We start from the raw sequence: 15,571 nt of genomic DNA, 5'->3' as shown, positions 1-15,571 counted from the left end.
CGGGATGATGAACTATTTCAAAGGGACGCGGCTGTCGCGTCGGCTTGTCGTGTCGAGTTTGGCGATCGCCGCCGCACTCGCGATCGCGCCGCTGCAGAGCGCGCAGGCCAAGTGGCCGGAGCGGCCGATCCGCCTGGTGCTGCCGTTCGGCGCAGGCGGCGTCGCCGACGTCACCGCGCGCATCGTCGCGGAAAAGCTTTCCGACAAGCTCGGCGAGCGCGTCGTGATCGAGAACCAGCCGGGCCCCGGCGGCATCAACGCCGCGCGCACCGTTGTGACGGCGCAGCCGGACGGCTACACGCTCGGGCTTCTGAGCAACGGCACCGCGATCTCGGTCGGTCTGTTCAACAAGCTGCCCTTCGATCCGGTCAAGCAGTTCGACATGGTGTCGCTGGTCGGCACCTTCGATCTGGTATTCGCCGTCGACGCCAACGGCCCGTACAAGACGCTGGGCGATTTCGTGAAGGCCGCCAAGGCCGAGCCGGGCAAGCTCAATGTCGGCACCATCGCCGTCGGCTCGACGCAGAACCTCGGCGGAGAACTGTTCAAGTCGACCGCAAACGCCGACTTCCAGATCGTGCCTTACAAGAACTCGCCGGACATCGTCGTCGCGCTGCTGCGCAATGACGTGCAGCTGATGGTGGATTTCCCGCCGTCGATCCAAGGCCAGGTCAACGACAAGAAAATCCGCATTCTGGCCAGCTCGGGGCTGAAGCGCTCGCCGTTCCTGCCGGACGTTCCGACCGTGGCGGAGTCGGGTTTCCCCGGCTACGACGCGACCTCGTGGAACGGCATCTTCGCGCCCAAGGGCACGCCGAAGGAAGTCATCGACACGCTCAACAAGGCGATCAACGAGGTCGTGGCGATGCCGGACGTGAAGGAGAAGTTCGCGATGCTCGGCGTGACGGCGCAAGGCAGCACGCCGGATGAAGTGATGAAGCGTCTGACGGACGACATCAAGAAGTGGGACGCCGTCATCGCCAAGGCGGGCATTCCGAAGAAGTAAGGTCGGTTTTCGGCTGACGAAAAGTAAAAGGCCGGCGCGCGACGCCGGCCTTTTTTTGTTCCGCCGCCGCGAAGCGAGAGCCGGGTGGCACGGACACCGGCGAGCCTCTATGCTCGCCCCATCAAAGAAACGAATATTCGGGCGGGGCGCGTAAAGGAGCGATGATGACAAGAAAAACACGATCGATCGCCGTGGTTGGTGCCGGCATGGGCGGCCTCGCGGTCGCCGCCACGCTGCGGCAGGTCGGGTTCGACGTTCAGGTCTACGAGCAGGCCACGCGTTTCGGCCGCATCGGCGCCGGCATCCAGATGATGCCGAACTCGATGAAAGTGCTGCGCGGCATCGGCGTCGAGGAGCGGCTGCGAAAAATCGCCTTCGCGCCGTATTCGCATCTCAACCGCGATGCCTATAGCGGGGAGGTGCTGCGCGAGCTGCCGATGCCCGACACGCTCTATGGCGCGCCCTATCTGTGCATGCATCGCGCCGACCTGCACGAAGCACTGGCCTCGGTGCTGCCGGACGACATTATCCATCTCAACAAGAAGCTCGCGGGCCTCGACCAGAAGAGCGGGCAGGTGACCTTGTCGTTTGCGGACGGCAGCAAGGCGACCGCCGACGCGGTCATTGGTGCCGATGGCGTGCACTCGCTGGTGCGCGACATCATCGTCGGCCCCGATGTGCCGATCCACAAAGGCCGCATCGCCTATCGTGCGGTGTTCGACGCCAGCCTGATGGGCGGCTTCGACATCGGCCCCTCGCGCACCAAATGGTGGGGCAAGGACCGGCACATCGTCATCTATTACATCACGCGCGCGAAGAGCGAGCTTTACTTCGTCACCAGCGTGCCGGAATCGGCCGAGTGGATGACGAAGGAGTCGTGGTCGGCGAAGGGGGACGTCACGGAACTGCGCGCCGCCTACGAGACGTTCCACCAGGATGTGCGCAACGTGCTCAATGCCTGCCCCGACTGCCACAAATGGGCGATCCTCGAACGCGAGCCGCTGCCGCATTGGAGCGACGGCCGCGTCGTGCTGCTCGGGGACAGCGCCCATCCGATGACGCCTTATATGGCGCAGGGCGCTGCCACCTCGATCGAGGACGCGGCGGTGCTGGCGCGCTGCCTCAAGGACGTCGACGGTGACGACATCGAGGGCGCCTTCAAGCGCTACGAGGCGCATCGCAAGCCGCGCACGTCGGTCATTCAAGCCATCTCCAGCGCCAATAGCTGGATGCAGGGCGGCGACGCCGACACGAGCTGGCTCTACGGCTACGATGCCTGGGGCGCCGATCTCGACCGGCCGGCCTCCAATCCGCAGGCGAAGGCGGCTTGAGTTAACCTCCCCCCGCGAAGCGGCGGGGAGGGTCGATTTGCATTCGCCCGCGATTGCAAATCGGGGTGGGGCGCTTATTAGGTTTCGCGCGCGATTTTCTTCCCCCCACCCCCGACCCCTCCCCACCGCTCGCAAGAGCTCGCGGGGGGAGGGGAGACACGAGCCCCCATGGACTGGTCGCGTCCGGTCGATCTCTATTGCGAGCGGACCGATCCGTCCTTCTGGGCGGAGCCGGTCAATGCCGTCACCAATGCGTCGTTCCTGATTGCGGCGGCCATTGCCTTCATCCAGTGGCAGCGCAAGGGCGAGCGCGACTGGCCGGTGCTGCTGCTCGTCGTCATCACCGCCGTGATCGGCGTCGGCTCGTTCATCTTCCACACGGTGGCGACACGCGGCGCCGCGCTGTTCGACACCATTCCGATCGCCGTGTTCATCTACGGCTATCTGTTCTTCGCTTTGCGGCGTTATCTCGGGCTGTCGCTGATGATGGCGGCGGCGCTGCTCATCGCGTTTCTGGCGGCCACCTACGCGGAAGCCGCCATCGTGCCGCGCGGCGCGCTCAACGGCTCGCACGCTTATCTGCCGGCGCTTGGCGCCACTTTCGTAATCGGATTTCTGACGCTCCAGCGCCGCGCCGGTCCGCTGATCATCGCCGCCGGCGTGACGATCGCGCTCTCGCTGACGTTCCGCAGCATCGACATGGCGGTGTGCGAGAGTTTCCCGCTCGGCACGCACTTCCTGTGGCACAGCCTGAACGGGCTGGGCCTCTATCTGCTGCTGCGGGCCGCCCTGCTGGACAAGGCGGCCGCGCCGGTCACGAAGGCGGGCTAGCCGCGAAGGTCGTTACGGACCGCCGTAGAGCCAGGCGATGCCGTCGTAAGACGCTTCTTCGGAGCGGCCGGCGAGCATCATGTCGCGCAGCTCGGCGGCCGGGCCGCGGGCGTGATAGAACTCGCCATAGACGCGCGCCATGATCTGCACGCGCGCTGTGCGCAGATAGCGCTCCTGCTGATAGTCGAGGAAGGCGGCCTTCACGTCGTTGGGCTTGGCCGCGATCTTGTCGGCGAGCACCACCGCGTCCTCGGTCGCCATGCAGGCGCCTTGCGCGAGATATTGCAGCATCGGATGCGCGGCATCGCCGAGCAAAGTGACGTTGCCCTGAGTCCAGTTCTTCACCGGCTCGCGGTCGCAGAGAACCCACATGCGCCAGGTCTCGATGCGCTCGAGCAGGCGCAGCACTTCCGGCACCTGCATCTTGAAGTGCTGCCACAGCAGATCCTTGCTGCCTTCGGCGTCCCAGCCTTCCTCGTAATGGTCGGAGTGGAAGACGGCGACGAGATTGAACAGCTCGCCGCGGCGCAAGGGATAGTGCACGAAATGGGTGCGGGGACCGGCCCACAGCACCACCTCCGGGCGCCACAGATCGTCCGGCACCTGATCGCGGCGCAGCACGGCGCGATAGGCGATGTGGCCCGATACGCGCGGCTTGCCGTCGTTGACGATGCGCTCGCGCGTGTTCGACCACATGCCGTCGGCGCCGATCAGCGCGCGGCCTTCGACCTGCTCGCCGTTATTGAGCCTGACGGTGACGCGGTCGCCGTGATCGGTGTAATCCTCGACGCGGCGGCTGGTCTCGAGCGTGATCAGGTCGTTGTCCTGGCATGCCTTCAGGAACGTGCCGTGGATGTCGGCGCGATGCGTGACGGCGTAGGGCTGGTTGCCGAAGCGCTTTTGAAAGGCTTCGCTGAGCGGCACCGCCGTGATCAGCTTGCCGGTGAGGGCGTCGCGCATTTCCTGCGCGGGCGGCACGTGCGCGTCGGCGAGCACGGCGTCCTTGAGGCCGATCTTCTCCAGCATGCGGAAGATGTTCGGTCCGAGCTGAATGCCGGCGCCGACCTCGCGGAACTCATCGGCCTGCTCGAACAGGCGTACCGGAAAGCCTTTCTGAGCGAGCGCATAGGCGGCGATCAATCCGCCGATGCCGCCGCCGGAAATCAGGAAGGGGGCCGATCCGTTACCACGCGCCATGGGAGTTCCTCAGTATGCTGTCAATTATGGGGGCGGACCATAATGCGTTCCGCCGGCAAAGCAAGGCGTCCGGCCCATAAAAAAGCCCGCCGGCAGGCGGCGGGCAAGCGGTGACGTGAATCCGCGAATCGAACGGCGATCTATTTCTGCACTTGGCCGCGAATCTCGCCGGCTGTGTGCGCTGCGGTATGGACGTTCACGTAGAGCCGGCCCGCCAGGAGGTCGGAGGCTTGCGCGTCGGTGAGCGTCGCGGAGCCTTCGAAGGGGCTCGAACCGGCGCCCGTGATCGGAACCTGGATGCCGCCGTTCTTGCCGGGCTCGCCGGCGTGGAAATGGGCGGCGACGGCAGGGCCGGTCAGGTTGGAATAGCTGCCTTTCCAGGTGAGTTTCTTGGTCGCCGTGTCGTAGGCGGCGGTCAAAGAGCCCGTCGCCGGGCTGTCGTTCGGCGGCACCTCATTGGCGGCTTTGAGATCGGCCTTGAGGTTGATCGTTTCCGCCGCAGCGGGGGCTGCGGCGCTCAGCACGGCGAGAAAGGCGAGGGCGGCCACGCGGGGGCGGCGAATCGAGACGGTCATTGGTGTTCTCCCCAGTTTATTTTGCACTGCACGCAGGACAACACCGTACACGAAACTCTATTCCGTCGCCTCGCTTACAACGGCTCCAAATTAATGACCGTGGACGACGCTTCGCCGCAGGCGTCGCATTCCCAATGATGGCGAATCTCGTCGCCTTCGACGAACTCGGAGGAAACCGGCGCAACCATCCAATCGCCGCAATGCGGACAACGGGCCGGGCTCGCGAAAGCGCGGATCGAGGAGAGAGTCGAAAGGTGGCACTCGTATTGAAGCTGCATGTCTCTGCCTCCTGGCGGTGTCGCTATGAACCCCCGCTCACAGTGAGGAATAGAGGCGCATCGTGGCGTCGCAGAGACGGAAGCGTGAAAGTGTGGTGGCCGGTCGACTAAGGTTTCGTGACAGAATGTATACGCGTCAGCGACACGCGGTTTGCGGCGCCACGCGCATTCAACGAATCATTTCAAAAGTGTAAGCGCGCGGCCTCGGGCGCATAAAAAATGGATCAACGCAGCGGCCGTTCGGCCGGCCTTCATCACTGTACCGTGAACAGCATCACGGTGCGGGCGGACGACACGACGAAGTTCGCCGCGCAAAGGAATGCCATGATGCGGTTGATCCATTTCATGTCGATCATCATGGCGCTGCCGCTCAATTCGCTGGGACGCAGCTTTATAGCTCCAGAGCGGTGTCGAGACGGTTAAAGGCGCCACCATCGCGCGACGCAATGCTGCCCTGCTCGGGAACAGCGCAATAGCCAACATCAACCAGCAAGAACGCACGTGCGGCTCGCGCGTTGTCGGACCATGTGTGCGGCCGGGGGGCGGTCAACAAGCGGCCGGCTGCAACGGCCGGCGCCGGGACACAGATGATAGGGACGAGGACAATGAGCAAATTGATGGTTGCCATGGCGCTGACCATGGCGGTGGCGACGCCGACACTCGGGTTTGCCGCGCAGGGTTACAAGGCACGGGCGCAGGCGCCCGCGCGCTACAACGACGTGAGCATCGACAACGCACGGATGTCGCAAGAGCGCGCTCAAGCCATCCGGGATTGCACGGGCGTCGAGCAGAAGATGGGCAGCCAGTCGACCTGGGGCGTGCAGCAGTTGACGGTTTATCGCGACTGCATGACCCAGCACGGTCAGGCCGAGTGAATCGCTGAGCGATCGGGCGTGGCGCGCCATCGCCACGCCTGACAGGAATGCCGGCCTCCCGGGTGATCTTGCCTCCCCCGCCACACCGCCCGGCGCTGGCACCCGCCCTCAGGGGCCGACGCTTGCCGCCGGTTCCTGGGGGCGGGTACTTGTCTACCAATGCCGTCCGAGACGGCCTGGGCGCGGTCCCATCCCGCAAACCTCGACCGCGACGCCAGAATGTCGTGATTTTCGACGCCGCGGCGGTCGTGGTCGGTTGTCGGATGGCGACGTGCAGTGCTAGCCACTGGCCCGACACCTTTTGAAATGGAGCGGCGGGACATGTCGAAAGAGGCCATGCGGGCGGAAGCCGAGCGGCTGATCAAAGAGGCACTGGCGAAGAACAGCGTGTCGGTGACACGCGGCGCGACTCGGATCGAAACCAAGTGCGGCAAGTGCGGTGCCGTCAATCGCGTCACGGCGGAAGCGGGCGAGACCCGCGTCGAATACAAGTGCAAGGAATGCGGCCATAAGCAGAAGGCGATCTAAGCCTTCTGAGCGTGCGGTGTGCCGATCGGTCTGCGATCGATGCTGCCGCGACGCTCCAGGTCCGGCGCCGCTTGATGCGCCGGCTCTACCTTGCGCGACCAGGCGCGCTAGATCAGATCCTGCTCAACCAACTTGAGAAGATCGCGGCGGGGACGGCGTGCCTGTTCGTACAGAGCCGCGCCTTGATCGCCGCCGGCATTGATCAGGTCTTCCTTCTCACAGGTTGACGCGATCGTCAGCGACAGGCTCAGGAGATGCGCGTGGCCGCGGCAGTAGACCGCGAGCAATGCGCGCGTGAACGGCGGGATGGTCTTCACCAGCTCGCGCAGGCCTTGCGGATGTGTCCGGTAAAGATCGCCCAGCAGGCTCTCGGGAACGGGGCAGGGTTCTTCTTGACGCTGAAATTGCATTGCACTCTCCAACGATCATGAAGATGCAAGCAAAGAGGTTAAGGTCGTGTAAAGGTTTTGACCTAGCGCCCCGCCAACAGCGCGGACATCATTCACTTTATCAATCTGCTTGTGTGATTTTCGTCGATTGCTGAGAAAGTCTGGGCCCGCTGCGTAAGATAATTTTAATTCGGCCGTCGCTCAATCTGCGCGTGAGGAATGCGAATGACGGAAGCAGTTTCGCGCGCGACGGTTGAGGCGTTTTACGAAGCGTATATGTCGCGCGATCCCGAACGGATCGGCACTTTTCTGGACGGCGACGTCGAGTGGCATGTGGGCGGCCCGGTGGACGTCATGGCCGTGTGCGGTGCCTGGCGCGGCAAGGCCGCGGTGATCGACCGCTTCAGGAACCAGGTGCCCAAGATCATCCAGTTCAAGAAGCTCGACATCGAGGCACTGTTGGTCGACGGCGGCACGAGCGCGATGTTCGGGCGCGTCTCCTCGATCCATCGGGCGACCGGACGCATCATCAATCATCGCGTCTCGCATCTCGCGCGCTATCGCGACGGCAAGGTCACGCATTTCCGCGTCATCAACGATTCGCTGGACGCGGCCGAGCAGTTCGTCGGTCATCGCATCGACCTGAACAGCGATCCCGACGGTGCAGGCGGCCTGATCGCGGTGTAAGCGCGGTCAGCGCAGCGCCTTCGCCTCCTGGCGGCGCCGGGTGAGGATGAACTCGGTATAGCCGTTCGGCTGCGTGCGCCCTTCGAAGATCAGATCACAGGCGGCCTTGAACGCCGGGCCGTCGAAGCCTGGCGCCATCGCTTTGTAATGCGCGTCGCCGGCGTTCTGCCGGTCGACGACGGCGGCCATGCGCTTGAGCGTCGCCATCACCTGCGCCTCGTTGGTGACGCCGTGCAGCAGCCAGTTGGCGATGTGCTGGCTGGAGATGCGCAAGGTGGCGCGGTCTTCCATCAGGCCGACGTCGTGGATGTCCGGCACCTTCGAGCAGCCGACGCCCTGGTCGATCCAGCGCACGACATAGCCGAGGATGCCCTGGCAGTTGTTGTCGAGCTCCTGCTGCACTTCGTCCGGCGCCCAGTTCGAGGCCGCGACCGGAATGGTCAGCAGGTCGGCGAGTTTGGCCGGCGCACGCCCGGCGATCTCGCGCTGACGAGCGGCGACATCGACGGCGTGATAGTGCAAGGCATGGAGCGTGGCGGCGGTCGGCGAGGGCACCCAGGCGGTGTTGGCGCCGGCCCGCGGGTGGCCGATTTTCTGCGCCAGCATGTCGGCCATCTTGTCCGGCGCCGCCCACATGCCTTTGCCGATCTGCGCCTTGCCGGGCAGGCCGCAGGCGAGCCCCACGTCGACGTTGTTGTCCTCGTAGGCCTTGATCCAGGCGGTGTTCTTCATGTCGTTCTTGCGCACCATCGGACCCGCTTCGATCGAGGTGTGGATCTCGTCGCCGGTGCGGTCGAGGAAGCCGGTGTTGATGAAGACGATGCGATGGCGCGCGGCGCCGATACAGGCCTTGAGGTTGAGGGTCGTGCGCCGTTCCTCGTCCATGATGCCCATCTTCACCGTGTGGCGCGGCAGCCCGACCAGCTCCTCGACCCGGGCAAACAGTTCGTCCGCCAGCGCGACCTCGTCGGCGCCGTGCATCTTCGGCTTGACGATATAGATCGAGCCGGTGCGGCTGTTGCGGAACGGCCGGTCGCCGGGTTTCAGGTCGCGCGCGCCGATCAGCACGCTGACGGCGGCATCGAGAAACGTTTCCGGGATTTGCGCGCCAGCCTCGTCGAGCACGATATCGGTCATCATGTGATGGCCGACATTGCGGATCAGCATCAGGCTGCGGCCGGGCAGTGTGCGTTCGCCGCCTTGCGGCGCCCGATAGGTGCGGTCTTGCGACAGGCTGCGCTCGACCGTACGGCCGCCTTTCTCGAACGTCGCCTTGAGCGTGCCGTCGGTCAGCATCAGCCAGTTGCGGTAGATCTCGACCTTGTCCTCGGCATCGACCGCGGCGACCGAGTCCTCCATGTCCATGATGGTCGTGACCGCCGCCTCGAGAATGACATCGGCGACGCCGGCCTTGTCCTCGCGGCCGATCTGGTGCGCGCGGTCGATCTCTATCTCGAAATGCAGGCCGTGATGGGCGAGCAGCACCGCGTCCGGCGCGGCGGCATCGCCGCGATAGCCGGCAACCTGCTTCGGATCGCGCAAGCCCGTGAGCGCACCGCCCTCAAGCTCGGCGACGAGCGCGCCATTCTCAATGCGATAGGCGGTCGCCGCCGCGTGCGAGCCCTCGCGCAGTGGCGCGGCCTCATCGAGGAACAGCTTGGCGCGCGCGATCACCGCCGCGCCGCGCTTGGGATTGTACGCACGCCCGCGCGCGAGGCCATCGTCGTCCGGGATCGCGTCGGTGCCGTAGAGCGCGTCGTAGAGACTGCCCCAGCGCGCATTGGCGGCGTTGAGCGCGTAGCGCGCGTTCGACATCGGCACGACGAGCTGCGGCCCGGCGATATGCGCCATCTCGTCGTCGACGTTCTTCGTCTCGGCAATCACAGCGCCCCCGTCCGGCGCGAGATAGCCGATCTCGGTGAGGAAGGCCTGATAGGCGTTCATATCGATGGGCTTGCCGCGCCGCTCGCGATGCCAGGCATCGATCGCCGCCTGCAGCCGGTCGCGCTCGGCCAGCAGCGCCCGGTTCTTCGGACCGAGATCACGGAGGATGGCGGCAAAGCCGGACCAGAAGGCGTGTGGCGATTGGCCTGAGCCGGCAAGCGCCTCGGCGACGAAATCGGCGAGAATCCGGGCGGGCTTCAAGCCGCCCACGGTAACGCGGTCCATCGAGCGTGTGCTCCTCTCCCTGGCCTGGCTTAGACGCCATTATGAGCCGTGGGGTTCCCTTATCATAAGGGGCGAGCGGGCAGCGCCGGCAAATGGCCGATGTCCCGGAAGGCGGTACGTTTAATGCGTATTATCCGTGCGCCGGGCAGGGAACCGGGATCTCCCGACGAAGGCCATCCGAGCGCTATTTCACGGTTCATCTGTAAAACAATCAATAACCGATCGATAATGCGAAAGCCCTTTGATAATACGATATGGTCGTATTATCTCATTTTCCCGATTTGCACAGTTTACTATGCTAGATTGTTTTCGGGCGCGCAGGGTATTCGTAGTATATTTATATATTCTATAGGTTGTATATTTATGGAAGTAATCTGCCTGCTAGGGGGCGGCAACATGGTTACGAGCCAAGAAACGGCAGTTTATATTGCCGATATGATTTACCAGTTGGCGCACTTAGCGTCTGGCAACCGGCAACCTGACCTTGAGCAACTTCTTCGAATTGCGGAATTGGAAGCGAGGTGTTCGATCCCCTCTGACAATGCAAAGTCAGCGTAACAGCGCCGTGTGGGTTACTTCTTACGGCGCATGGTGCCGCGCCGGCTTATCGCTTTCCTTACCTCCGAGACCGCACCATCCTCGCGGATCATGAGGTCTTCGATTGTGCGGCCGGCAGCTAGCGCCGCGACCATCCAGCGAGGCCGCAAGCCGCGCCCCGACCACGTTTCCTCGGGATTGTCGGGATTCCTGAACTGCGGCGGGACCTTACCGAATTTCGGCGACCGAGCCATCGGGCTCACCGCATCGCCGGCCTTTGCAGGGCGATCAGAAAAGCGGTTGAGCCGCTCGAGCTTCATCTCGAGCGCACGCCGCTCGCTCTCTATCTGTTTGGAAATCGCGGCGTCGACCTGATCGCGAAGTTCTAAAAGCTCGTCGAATGAAAGCGTCTTTAAATTGATCGAAGGCATAGGGGGCCCGAATGATCTCTGCCGAACGTCAGTGCTTGTCATTTCTTCTCGCCTCGAAGGCAATAGACCAACGGGTGTGATGCCCCGCGCATTGCTACCGTCGTAAAATATATCCAAACAACGCGTCACAAAATTCTTGTAAAATGTGGCGTGAACTTGTCGGCGCCGGGCGGTATACAGGCCCAACCTCGCCCAAACGCCGGCGCAGGCCGCTATTCCTTGACCGCGCCGGTCATGGCCGCGACGTAGTGCTCGACGAAGAAGGCGTAGAGGATCACGAGTGGCAGGGAGCCGACCAAGGCGCCGGCCATCAACGAGCCCCAGCGATAGATATCGCCGTCGACGAATTCGTTGACGATGGCCACGGGCACCGTCTTGTTCGGCGTCGAGGACAGGAAGGTCAGCGCGTAGATGAACTCGTTCCAGCACAGCGTAAAGCAGAAGATGAAGGCCGAGATCAGGCCCGGCACCGCGAGCGGCAGCACGATCTTGAGCAGGATCTGCCAGCGCGAGGCGCCGTCGATCAGCGCGCACTCCTCGAGCTCGAACGGGATGGTCTTGAAATAGCCCATCAAGAGCCAAGTCGAAAACGGGATCAGGATGGTCGGATAGGTGAGAATGAGCGCAAAGGGCGTGTCGAACAGGCCATACTGGAACACCACCGACGACAGGGGAATGAACAGGATCGAGGGCGGCACCAGATAAGCCAGGAAGATAAGGATGCCGGCGTAAGGCGCGCCCTTGAAGCGGATGCGCACGATGGCATAGGCGGCGAGCACGCTCGCGACGATGGAGAGGAACGTCGCCGCCACGGCGATGAACATCGTGTTCCACAGCCACAGCGGATACTGCGTCTCGAACAACAGTTTGTAGATGTGTTTGAAGGTCGGCGTCCAGGTCCAGAACGGGCTGACGCGGTCCATGTCGAGCAACTGGTCGTCCGGTTTGATCGCGGTGAGCGCCATCCAATAGAACGGAAACAGCAGCACGATAAGGATGAGGCCGAGCGGCAGATAGAGCGTCACCAGCCTGCGCGGCAGGGTTTGCAGATAGGCCATGCCCTCGGAATGGTCCGCGAGCGCCTCGGCCTTCAACGCTCTGCCGGGCCGGACGAGTTTGGAGGCGAAGGTTTCCGTCATTCACTGCGCCTCTTTTCGCCGCGCGCCGTTCACGCCCTGGTGCCTCTCAATCATTCGTCTCTCCCTGTTGCCACTTGCGCCGTTGCAGGCCGAACCAGGACAACAGGATGGCCGCGAGCAGAAACGGGATCATCGCGGTGGAAATCGCCGCGCCTTCACCGAGCTGGCCGCCGATGATGGCGCGCTGATAGGAAAGGGTCGCCATCAGATGCGTGGCGTTGACCGGGCCGCCGCGCGTCAGCACCCAGATCAGCTGGAAATCGGTGAAGGTGAACAGCACCGAGAAGGTCATCACCACGGCGATGATCGGCGTCAGCAGCGGGAAGGTGACGTGGCGGAAGATCTGCCAGCGGTTCGCGCCGTCGATCGTGGCGGCTTCGTAGAGCGACGGCGAAACGGTCTGCAGACCCGCCAGCAGCGTGATGGCGACGAAGGGGATGCCGCGCCAGATGTTGGCGAAGATCGTCGACCAGCGCGCGTTCCAGGTATCGCCGAGGAAGTTGATGTTGCCGTCGATCAGGCCGAGGTGGCGCAAGGTCCACGATACGATCGAGAACTGCGCGTCGTAGATCCACCAGAAGGCGATCGCCGACAGAACGGTCGGCACGATGAACGGAATAAGGACGACGGCGCGGATGATCGCCTTGAACGGCATCCGCTCGTTGAGCAGCAGCGCGAGATAGAGGCCGATGCCGAACTTCACCACGCTGGCGACGACGGTGTAGAGCAGCGTGTTGAAGACCGAGAGCCAGAAGACGTTGTCGTCCCAGAGCCATTCGTAGTTCTCCAGGCCGACGAAAATGCCGCTGCGGCCGATCTTGGCGTCGGTGAACGACAGCCAGACGCCAAGTCCGAGCGGATAGGCCAGGAACAGGATGAGAAAGGCGGCCGCCGGCAGCATGAACCACAGGCCGAGCCAGTTGCGGTTGCTTTTGAGTCGCGTCCAGGCCGACGCCCGCGCGGCCGTGGATTGAACTTGCGAAAGGGCGATATTTGCCACGCGCGGCTGTTCCCCTCTTTGCGCGAGCCGATGTGGGTGGCGCACGCGGCGCCACCCACGGGTCACTTCAGGTGCGGTAGATGCGTTTCAACTGCCGCTCGGCATTGCGCATCGCTGTCTTGGCGTCGTCCTTGCCGGCGCAGAAGCCCGCGAACATGTCGAGGATGACATAGTCGGAGATCGCGGCGGCCGCCTTTTCGCCGTTCGAGCCGAGGCCGCCGGCGGTCAACGAGCGTTTGGCGACGTCGCGGTAGGGCGTGCGCTTCGGGTCTTCGGTCCAGACCGGATTGCTATCGAAGGCGTTGAGACAATGCGTCAGATAGCCTTGCGCCGCGGCGATCCACGGATTGAAGTTATCCGCCTCCAGCATGTAGGCAATCAGCGCTTTGCTCGCCTGCGGATACTTGGTGTAGCCCATCGCCAGGATCGGGAACATCAGGTGCAGTTCGGTCGGCTTACCGGCCGGCCCCACGGGGAAGTAGGCGTGGTTCATGTCGTCGGCGATGTGCTTCTTCGACGGGTCCTTGGTGGCGGCGACATAGATGGAGATGCCGTTATTGGTCCAATGGATCTCCTCCCCGAGGAACGCCTTGTTGTTGAATGCGTCGTTCCATGACGCGACGCCTGGCACCATGTTCTCGTATAGCGCCTTGGCGTAATTGAGCGCTTTCTCGGTCTCCGGCGAGTTGATGGTGACCTTGTCGTCCTTGTCGACATGCTGGCCGCCATGTGCCCACAGGCACCAATAGACCCAGGTGTTGCCGTCGCCCGGCGCATGGCCGAGCGCGAAACCGCCCGGCGTGTTGTTCTTCTTCATCGCCTTGACGTATTCGAGAAACGCGTCGGTCGTCGTCGGGAATGTGGAGAAGCCGGCCTTCTGCGAGGCGGCCAGGCGGTAGTTCATCAGGCTGCCGGTGTAGCAAATTGGAATACCGACCCACTTGTTGCCTTCCTTGCCGTACTTCACGGCGCTGTCGACCCAGCCGCCGTACTTTTTGCCGAGATAGTCGGCGACGTCGGTAACGTCGAGCACCTTGGTCGGGAACAGGTGCGGCAGTGAATAGAGCCCCCAGAAGAGGTCCGGCCCGGCGCCGGTATTGGCGGCGACAGAGGCCTTGGGCTGCACGTCCTCGTAGGACTCCCGGCTGATCGTGATCTTGACGCCGGTCGCCTTGGTGAAGGCATCCATGAGAGCGACAAACTTGTCGTCCTCCGCCTGCACGAAATACTTCCAGCGCAGGATCGAGAGCTGCGCATCCTTCTCGGGCTTCCACGGCGCGCTTTGCGCCCAGGCTTTGCTCCATTCGAGCAGAGCCGGGCCGGTCAAAGCCGCGGTGGCCGCCGCAGCGGTGCCCGCCTTGAGCAACGTACGGCGATCGAATGTCGTCATGGTCGTTTCTCCCGGTTGCGGTTCATTTTTTAATTGTCGAGCCGCTGCCCCGATTGCGCATCGAACAGGTGCGCAAGCTTGGGATCGGCTTTCAGCCGGATCTTGTCGCCCGGCTTGAATTGATGGCGTTCGCGGAAAACGGCGATGATGTCCTGTTGGCCGAGCTTGGCGACCACTTGCAGTTCCGAGCCGGTCGGCTCGACCACCTGCACCTGCATCTCGGCGCCGTCGTCGGCGAGCGTGAAGTGCTCCGGCCGCACGCCGAACACGGCCGGCTGGCCATCGCTGCCGCGCGGCGCGGTGTCGATCGCGAAGCTCGCGCCGGCCTCGGCTTGGAAGACCGCGCTGCCATTGGCGCGGATGCTGCCGTTGATCATGTTCATCGCCGGCGAGCCGATGAAGCCGGCCACGAACAGATTGTTCGGCCTGTCGTAGAGGTCGAGCGGCGCGCCGATCTGTTCCACCAGACCGTCGTGCATGACCACGATCTTGTCGGCCATGGTCATGGCTTCGATCTGGTCGTGCGTGACATAGACGGTCGTGGTCTTCAGCCGCTGATGCAACTCCTTGATTTCCGTGCGCATCTGCACGCGCAGCTTGGCGTCGAGGTTGGACAGCGGCTCGTCGAACAGGAACACCTGCGGATCGCGCACGATGGCGCGGCCCATGGCGACGCGCTGCCGCTGGCCGCCGGAGAGCTGACGCGGATAGCGGTCGAGCAAATTGGTCAAGCCGAGGATGCCGGCGGCGCGATTGACGCGTTGCGCAATCTCCTGCTTCGGCGCGCCGCGCAATCGCATCGAAAACGCCATGTTTTCGGCAACCGTCATGTGCGGATAGAGCGCGTAGTTTTGGAACACCATCGCGATGTCGCGCTCTTTGGGCGGCAGATGGTTCACCACGCGGTCGCCAATACTGATTTCGCCGGCCGTGATGTTCTCAAGGCCGGCGATCATACGGAGGAGGGTGGTCTTGCCGCAGCCCGAGGGACCGACGAGCACCACGAACTCGCCGTCCCGAATGGAAACGTTGACGCCATGAATGACGTTGACGGAACCGAACGCCTTGCGGACATCGCGTATCGCGACCGACGCCATGCATTCCTCCCTGTCGGCGAGCATAGGCCTTGGCTTTGCGCCAATGTGCTTGGCCCCATCGGGGCTGCTCGCGTCAGTTGAGGATCATCCGCCTTCCACGGCGCGAAAATC

At 63.5% G+C, this 15,571-nt stretch carries 15 protein-coding genes; 6 read left to right on the top strand and 9 right to left on the bottom strand.

Annotated features, from left to right (window positions below):
• Window positions 1-4 precede the first annotated feature (4 nt).
• The 3 genes from DW352_RS05705 to DW352_RS05695 all read left to right on the top strand — a co-directional run bounded on the left by DW352_RS05705 (window position 5) and on the right by DW352_RS05695 (window position 3,168).
• Window positions 5-1,006, top strand: a complete 1,002-nt coding sequence (locus tag DW352_RS05705; protein ID WP_245434332.1) for a Bug family tripartite tricarboxylate transporter substrate binding protein — start codon at window positions 5-7, stop codon at window positions 1,004-1,006.
• A gap of 164 nt (window positions 1,007-1,170) precedes the next feature.
• On the top strand, window positions 1,171-2,337 hold the full coding sequence (locus tag DW352_RS05700) for an FAD-dependent monooxygenase (protein WP_115694255.1): 1,167 nt from the start codon (window positions 1,171-1,173) through the stop codon (window positions 2,335-2,337).
• Between the two features lie 168 nt (window positions 2,338-2,505).
• Entirely contained in the window at window positions 2,506-3,168 is a 663-nt protein-coding gene (locus DW352_RS05695; protein ID WP_115689334.1) for a ceramidase domain-containing protein, read from the top strand.
• A gap of 12 nt (window positions 3,169-3,180) precedes the next feature.
• On the opposite strand, the gene DW352_RS05690 is transcribed toward DW352_RS05695, so the two are convergent.
• Together DW352_RS05690 and DW352_RS05685 are read right to left on the bottom strand one after the other, a co-directional pair.
• The gene (locus DW352_RS05690; protein ID WP_115689332.1) at window positions 3,181-4,365 is read right to left on the bottom strand and encodes a 3-hydroxybenzoate 6-monooxygenase; all 1,185 of its coding nucleotides are present in this window, start codon (window positions 4,363-4,365) and stop codon (window positions 3,181-3,183) included.
• A gap of 140 nt (window positions 4,366-4,505) precedes the next feature.
• Window positions 4,506-4,940, bottom strand: a complete 435-nt coding sequence (locus DW352_RS05685) for a CHRD domain-containing protein (protein ID WP_115689330.1) — start codon at window positions 4,938-4,940, stop codon at window positions 4,506-4,508.
• An 883-nt stretch (window positions 4,941-5,823) separates the two neighbouring features.
• Between DW352_RS05685 and DW352_RS05675 the strand changes: the two genes are divergently transcribed.
• Both DW352_RS05675 and DW352_RS05670 read left to right on the top strand, forming a co-directional pair.
• Window positions 5,824-6,093 (top strand): hypothetical protein, encoded by a 270-nt coding sequence (locus tag DW352_RS05675; RefSeq protein WP_162826806.1) that lies wholly within the window; start codon window positions 5,824-5,826, stop codon window positions 6,091-6,093.
• 321 nt (window positions 6,094-6,414) lie between these two features.
• Window positions 6,415-6,621 (top strand): hypothetical protein, encoded by a 207-nt coding sequence (locus tag DW352_RS05670; protein ID WP_115689324.1) that lies wholly within the window; start codon window positions 6,415-6,417, stop codon window positions 6,619-6,621.
• A 107-nt stretch (window positions 6,622-6,728) separates the two neighbouring features.
• Here DW352_RS05670 and DW352_RS05665 read toward each other — a convergent pair whose 3' ends face one another.
• Entirely contained in the window at window positions 6,729-7,031 is a 303-nt protein-coding gene (locus DW352_RS05665; protein ID WP_115689322.1) for a hypothetical protein, read from the bottom strand.
• Between the two features lie 204 nt (window positions 7,032-7,235).
• On the opposite strand from DW352_RS05665, the gene DW352_RS05660 reads away from it, so the two are divergent.
• A complete protein-coding gene (locus tag DW352_RS05660) occupies window positions 7,236-7,697 on the top strand; it encodes a nuclear transport factor 2 family protein (protein WP_162826805.1) in 462 nt (153 codons plus the stop codon).
• A 6-nt stretch (window positions 7,698-7,703) separates the two neighbouring features.
• Here the strand turns inward: DW352_RS05660 and DW352_RS05655 are convergent, their stop codons facing one another.
• From DW352_RS05655 to DW352_RS05630, 6 genes are all read right to left on the bottom strand, one after another.
• On the bottom strand, window positions 7,704-9,866 hold the full coding sequence (locus tag DW352_RS05655) for a malate synthase G (RefSeq protein ID WP_115689318.1): 2,163 nt from the start codon (window positions 9,864-9,866) through the stop codon (window positions 7,704-7,706).
• Window positions 9,867-10,438: 572 nt separating this feature from the next.
• Complete coding sequence (locus DW352_RS05650) at window positions 10,439-10,834, bottom strand: H-NS histone family protein (RefSeq protein ID WP_162826804.1); 396 nt, start codon at window positions 10,832-10,834, stop codon at window positions 10,439-10,441.
• A 212-nt stretch (window positions 10,835-11,046) separates the two neighbouring features.
• Entirely contained in the window at window positions 11,047-11,973 is a 927-nt protein-coding gene (locus tag DW352_RS05645) for a carbohydrate ABC transporter permease (RefSeq protein ID WP_115689314.1), read from the bottom strand.
• Window positions 11,974-12,019: 46 nt separating this feature from the next.
• Complete coding sequence (locus tag DW352_RS05640; RefSeq protein ID WP_245434331.1) at window positions 12,020-12,973, bottom strand: carbohydrate ABC transporter permease; 954 nt, start codon at window positions 12,971-12,973, stop codon at window positions 12,020-12,022.
• Between the two features lie 67 nt (window positions 12,974-13,040).
• The gene (locus DW352_RS05635; RefSeq protein ID WP_115689310.1) at window positions 13,041-14,363 is read right to left on the bottom strand and encodes an ABC transporter substrate-binding protein; all 1,323 of its coding nucleotides are present in this window, start codon (window positions 14,361-14,363) and stop codon (window positions 13,041-13,043) included.
• A 29-nt stretch (window positions 14,364-14,392) separates the two neighbouring features.
• A complete protein-coding gene (locus DW352_RS05630) occupies window positions 14,393-15,460 on the bottom strand; it encodes an ABC transporter ATP-binding protein (protein ID WP_115694254.1) in 1,068 nt (355 codons plus the stop codon).
• Window positions 15,461-15,571 lie beyond the last annotated feature (111 nt).

Origin of the sequence: Pseudolabrys taiwanensis, from assembly GCF_003367395.1 — a bacterium.
Taxonomy (GTDB): domain Bacteria; phylum Pseudomonadota; class Alphaproteobacteria; order Rhizobiales; family Xanthobacteraceae; genus Pseudolabrys; species Pseudolabrys taiwanensis.
This window is presented reverse-complemented; position numbering and strand designations above follow the sequence as displayed.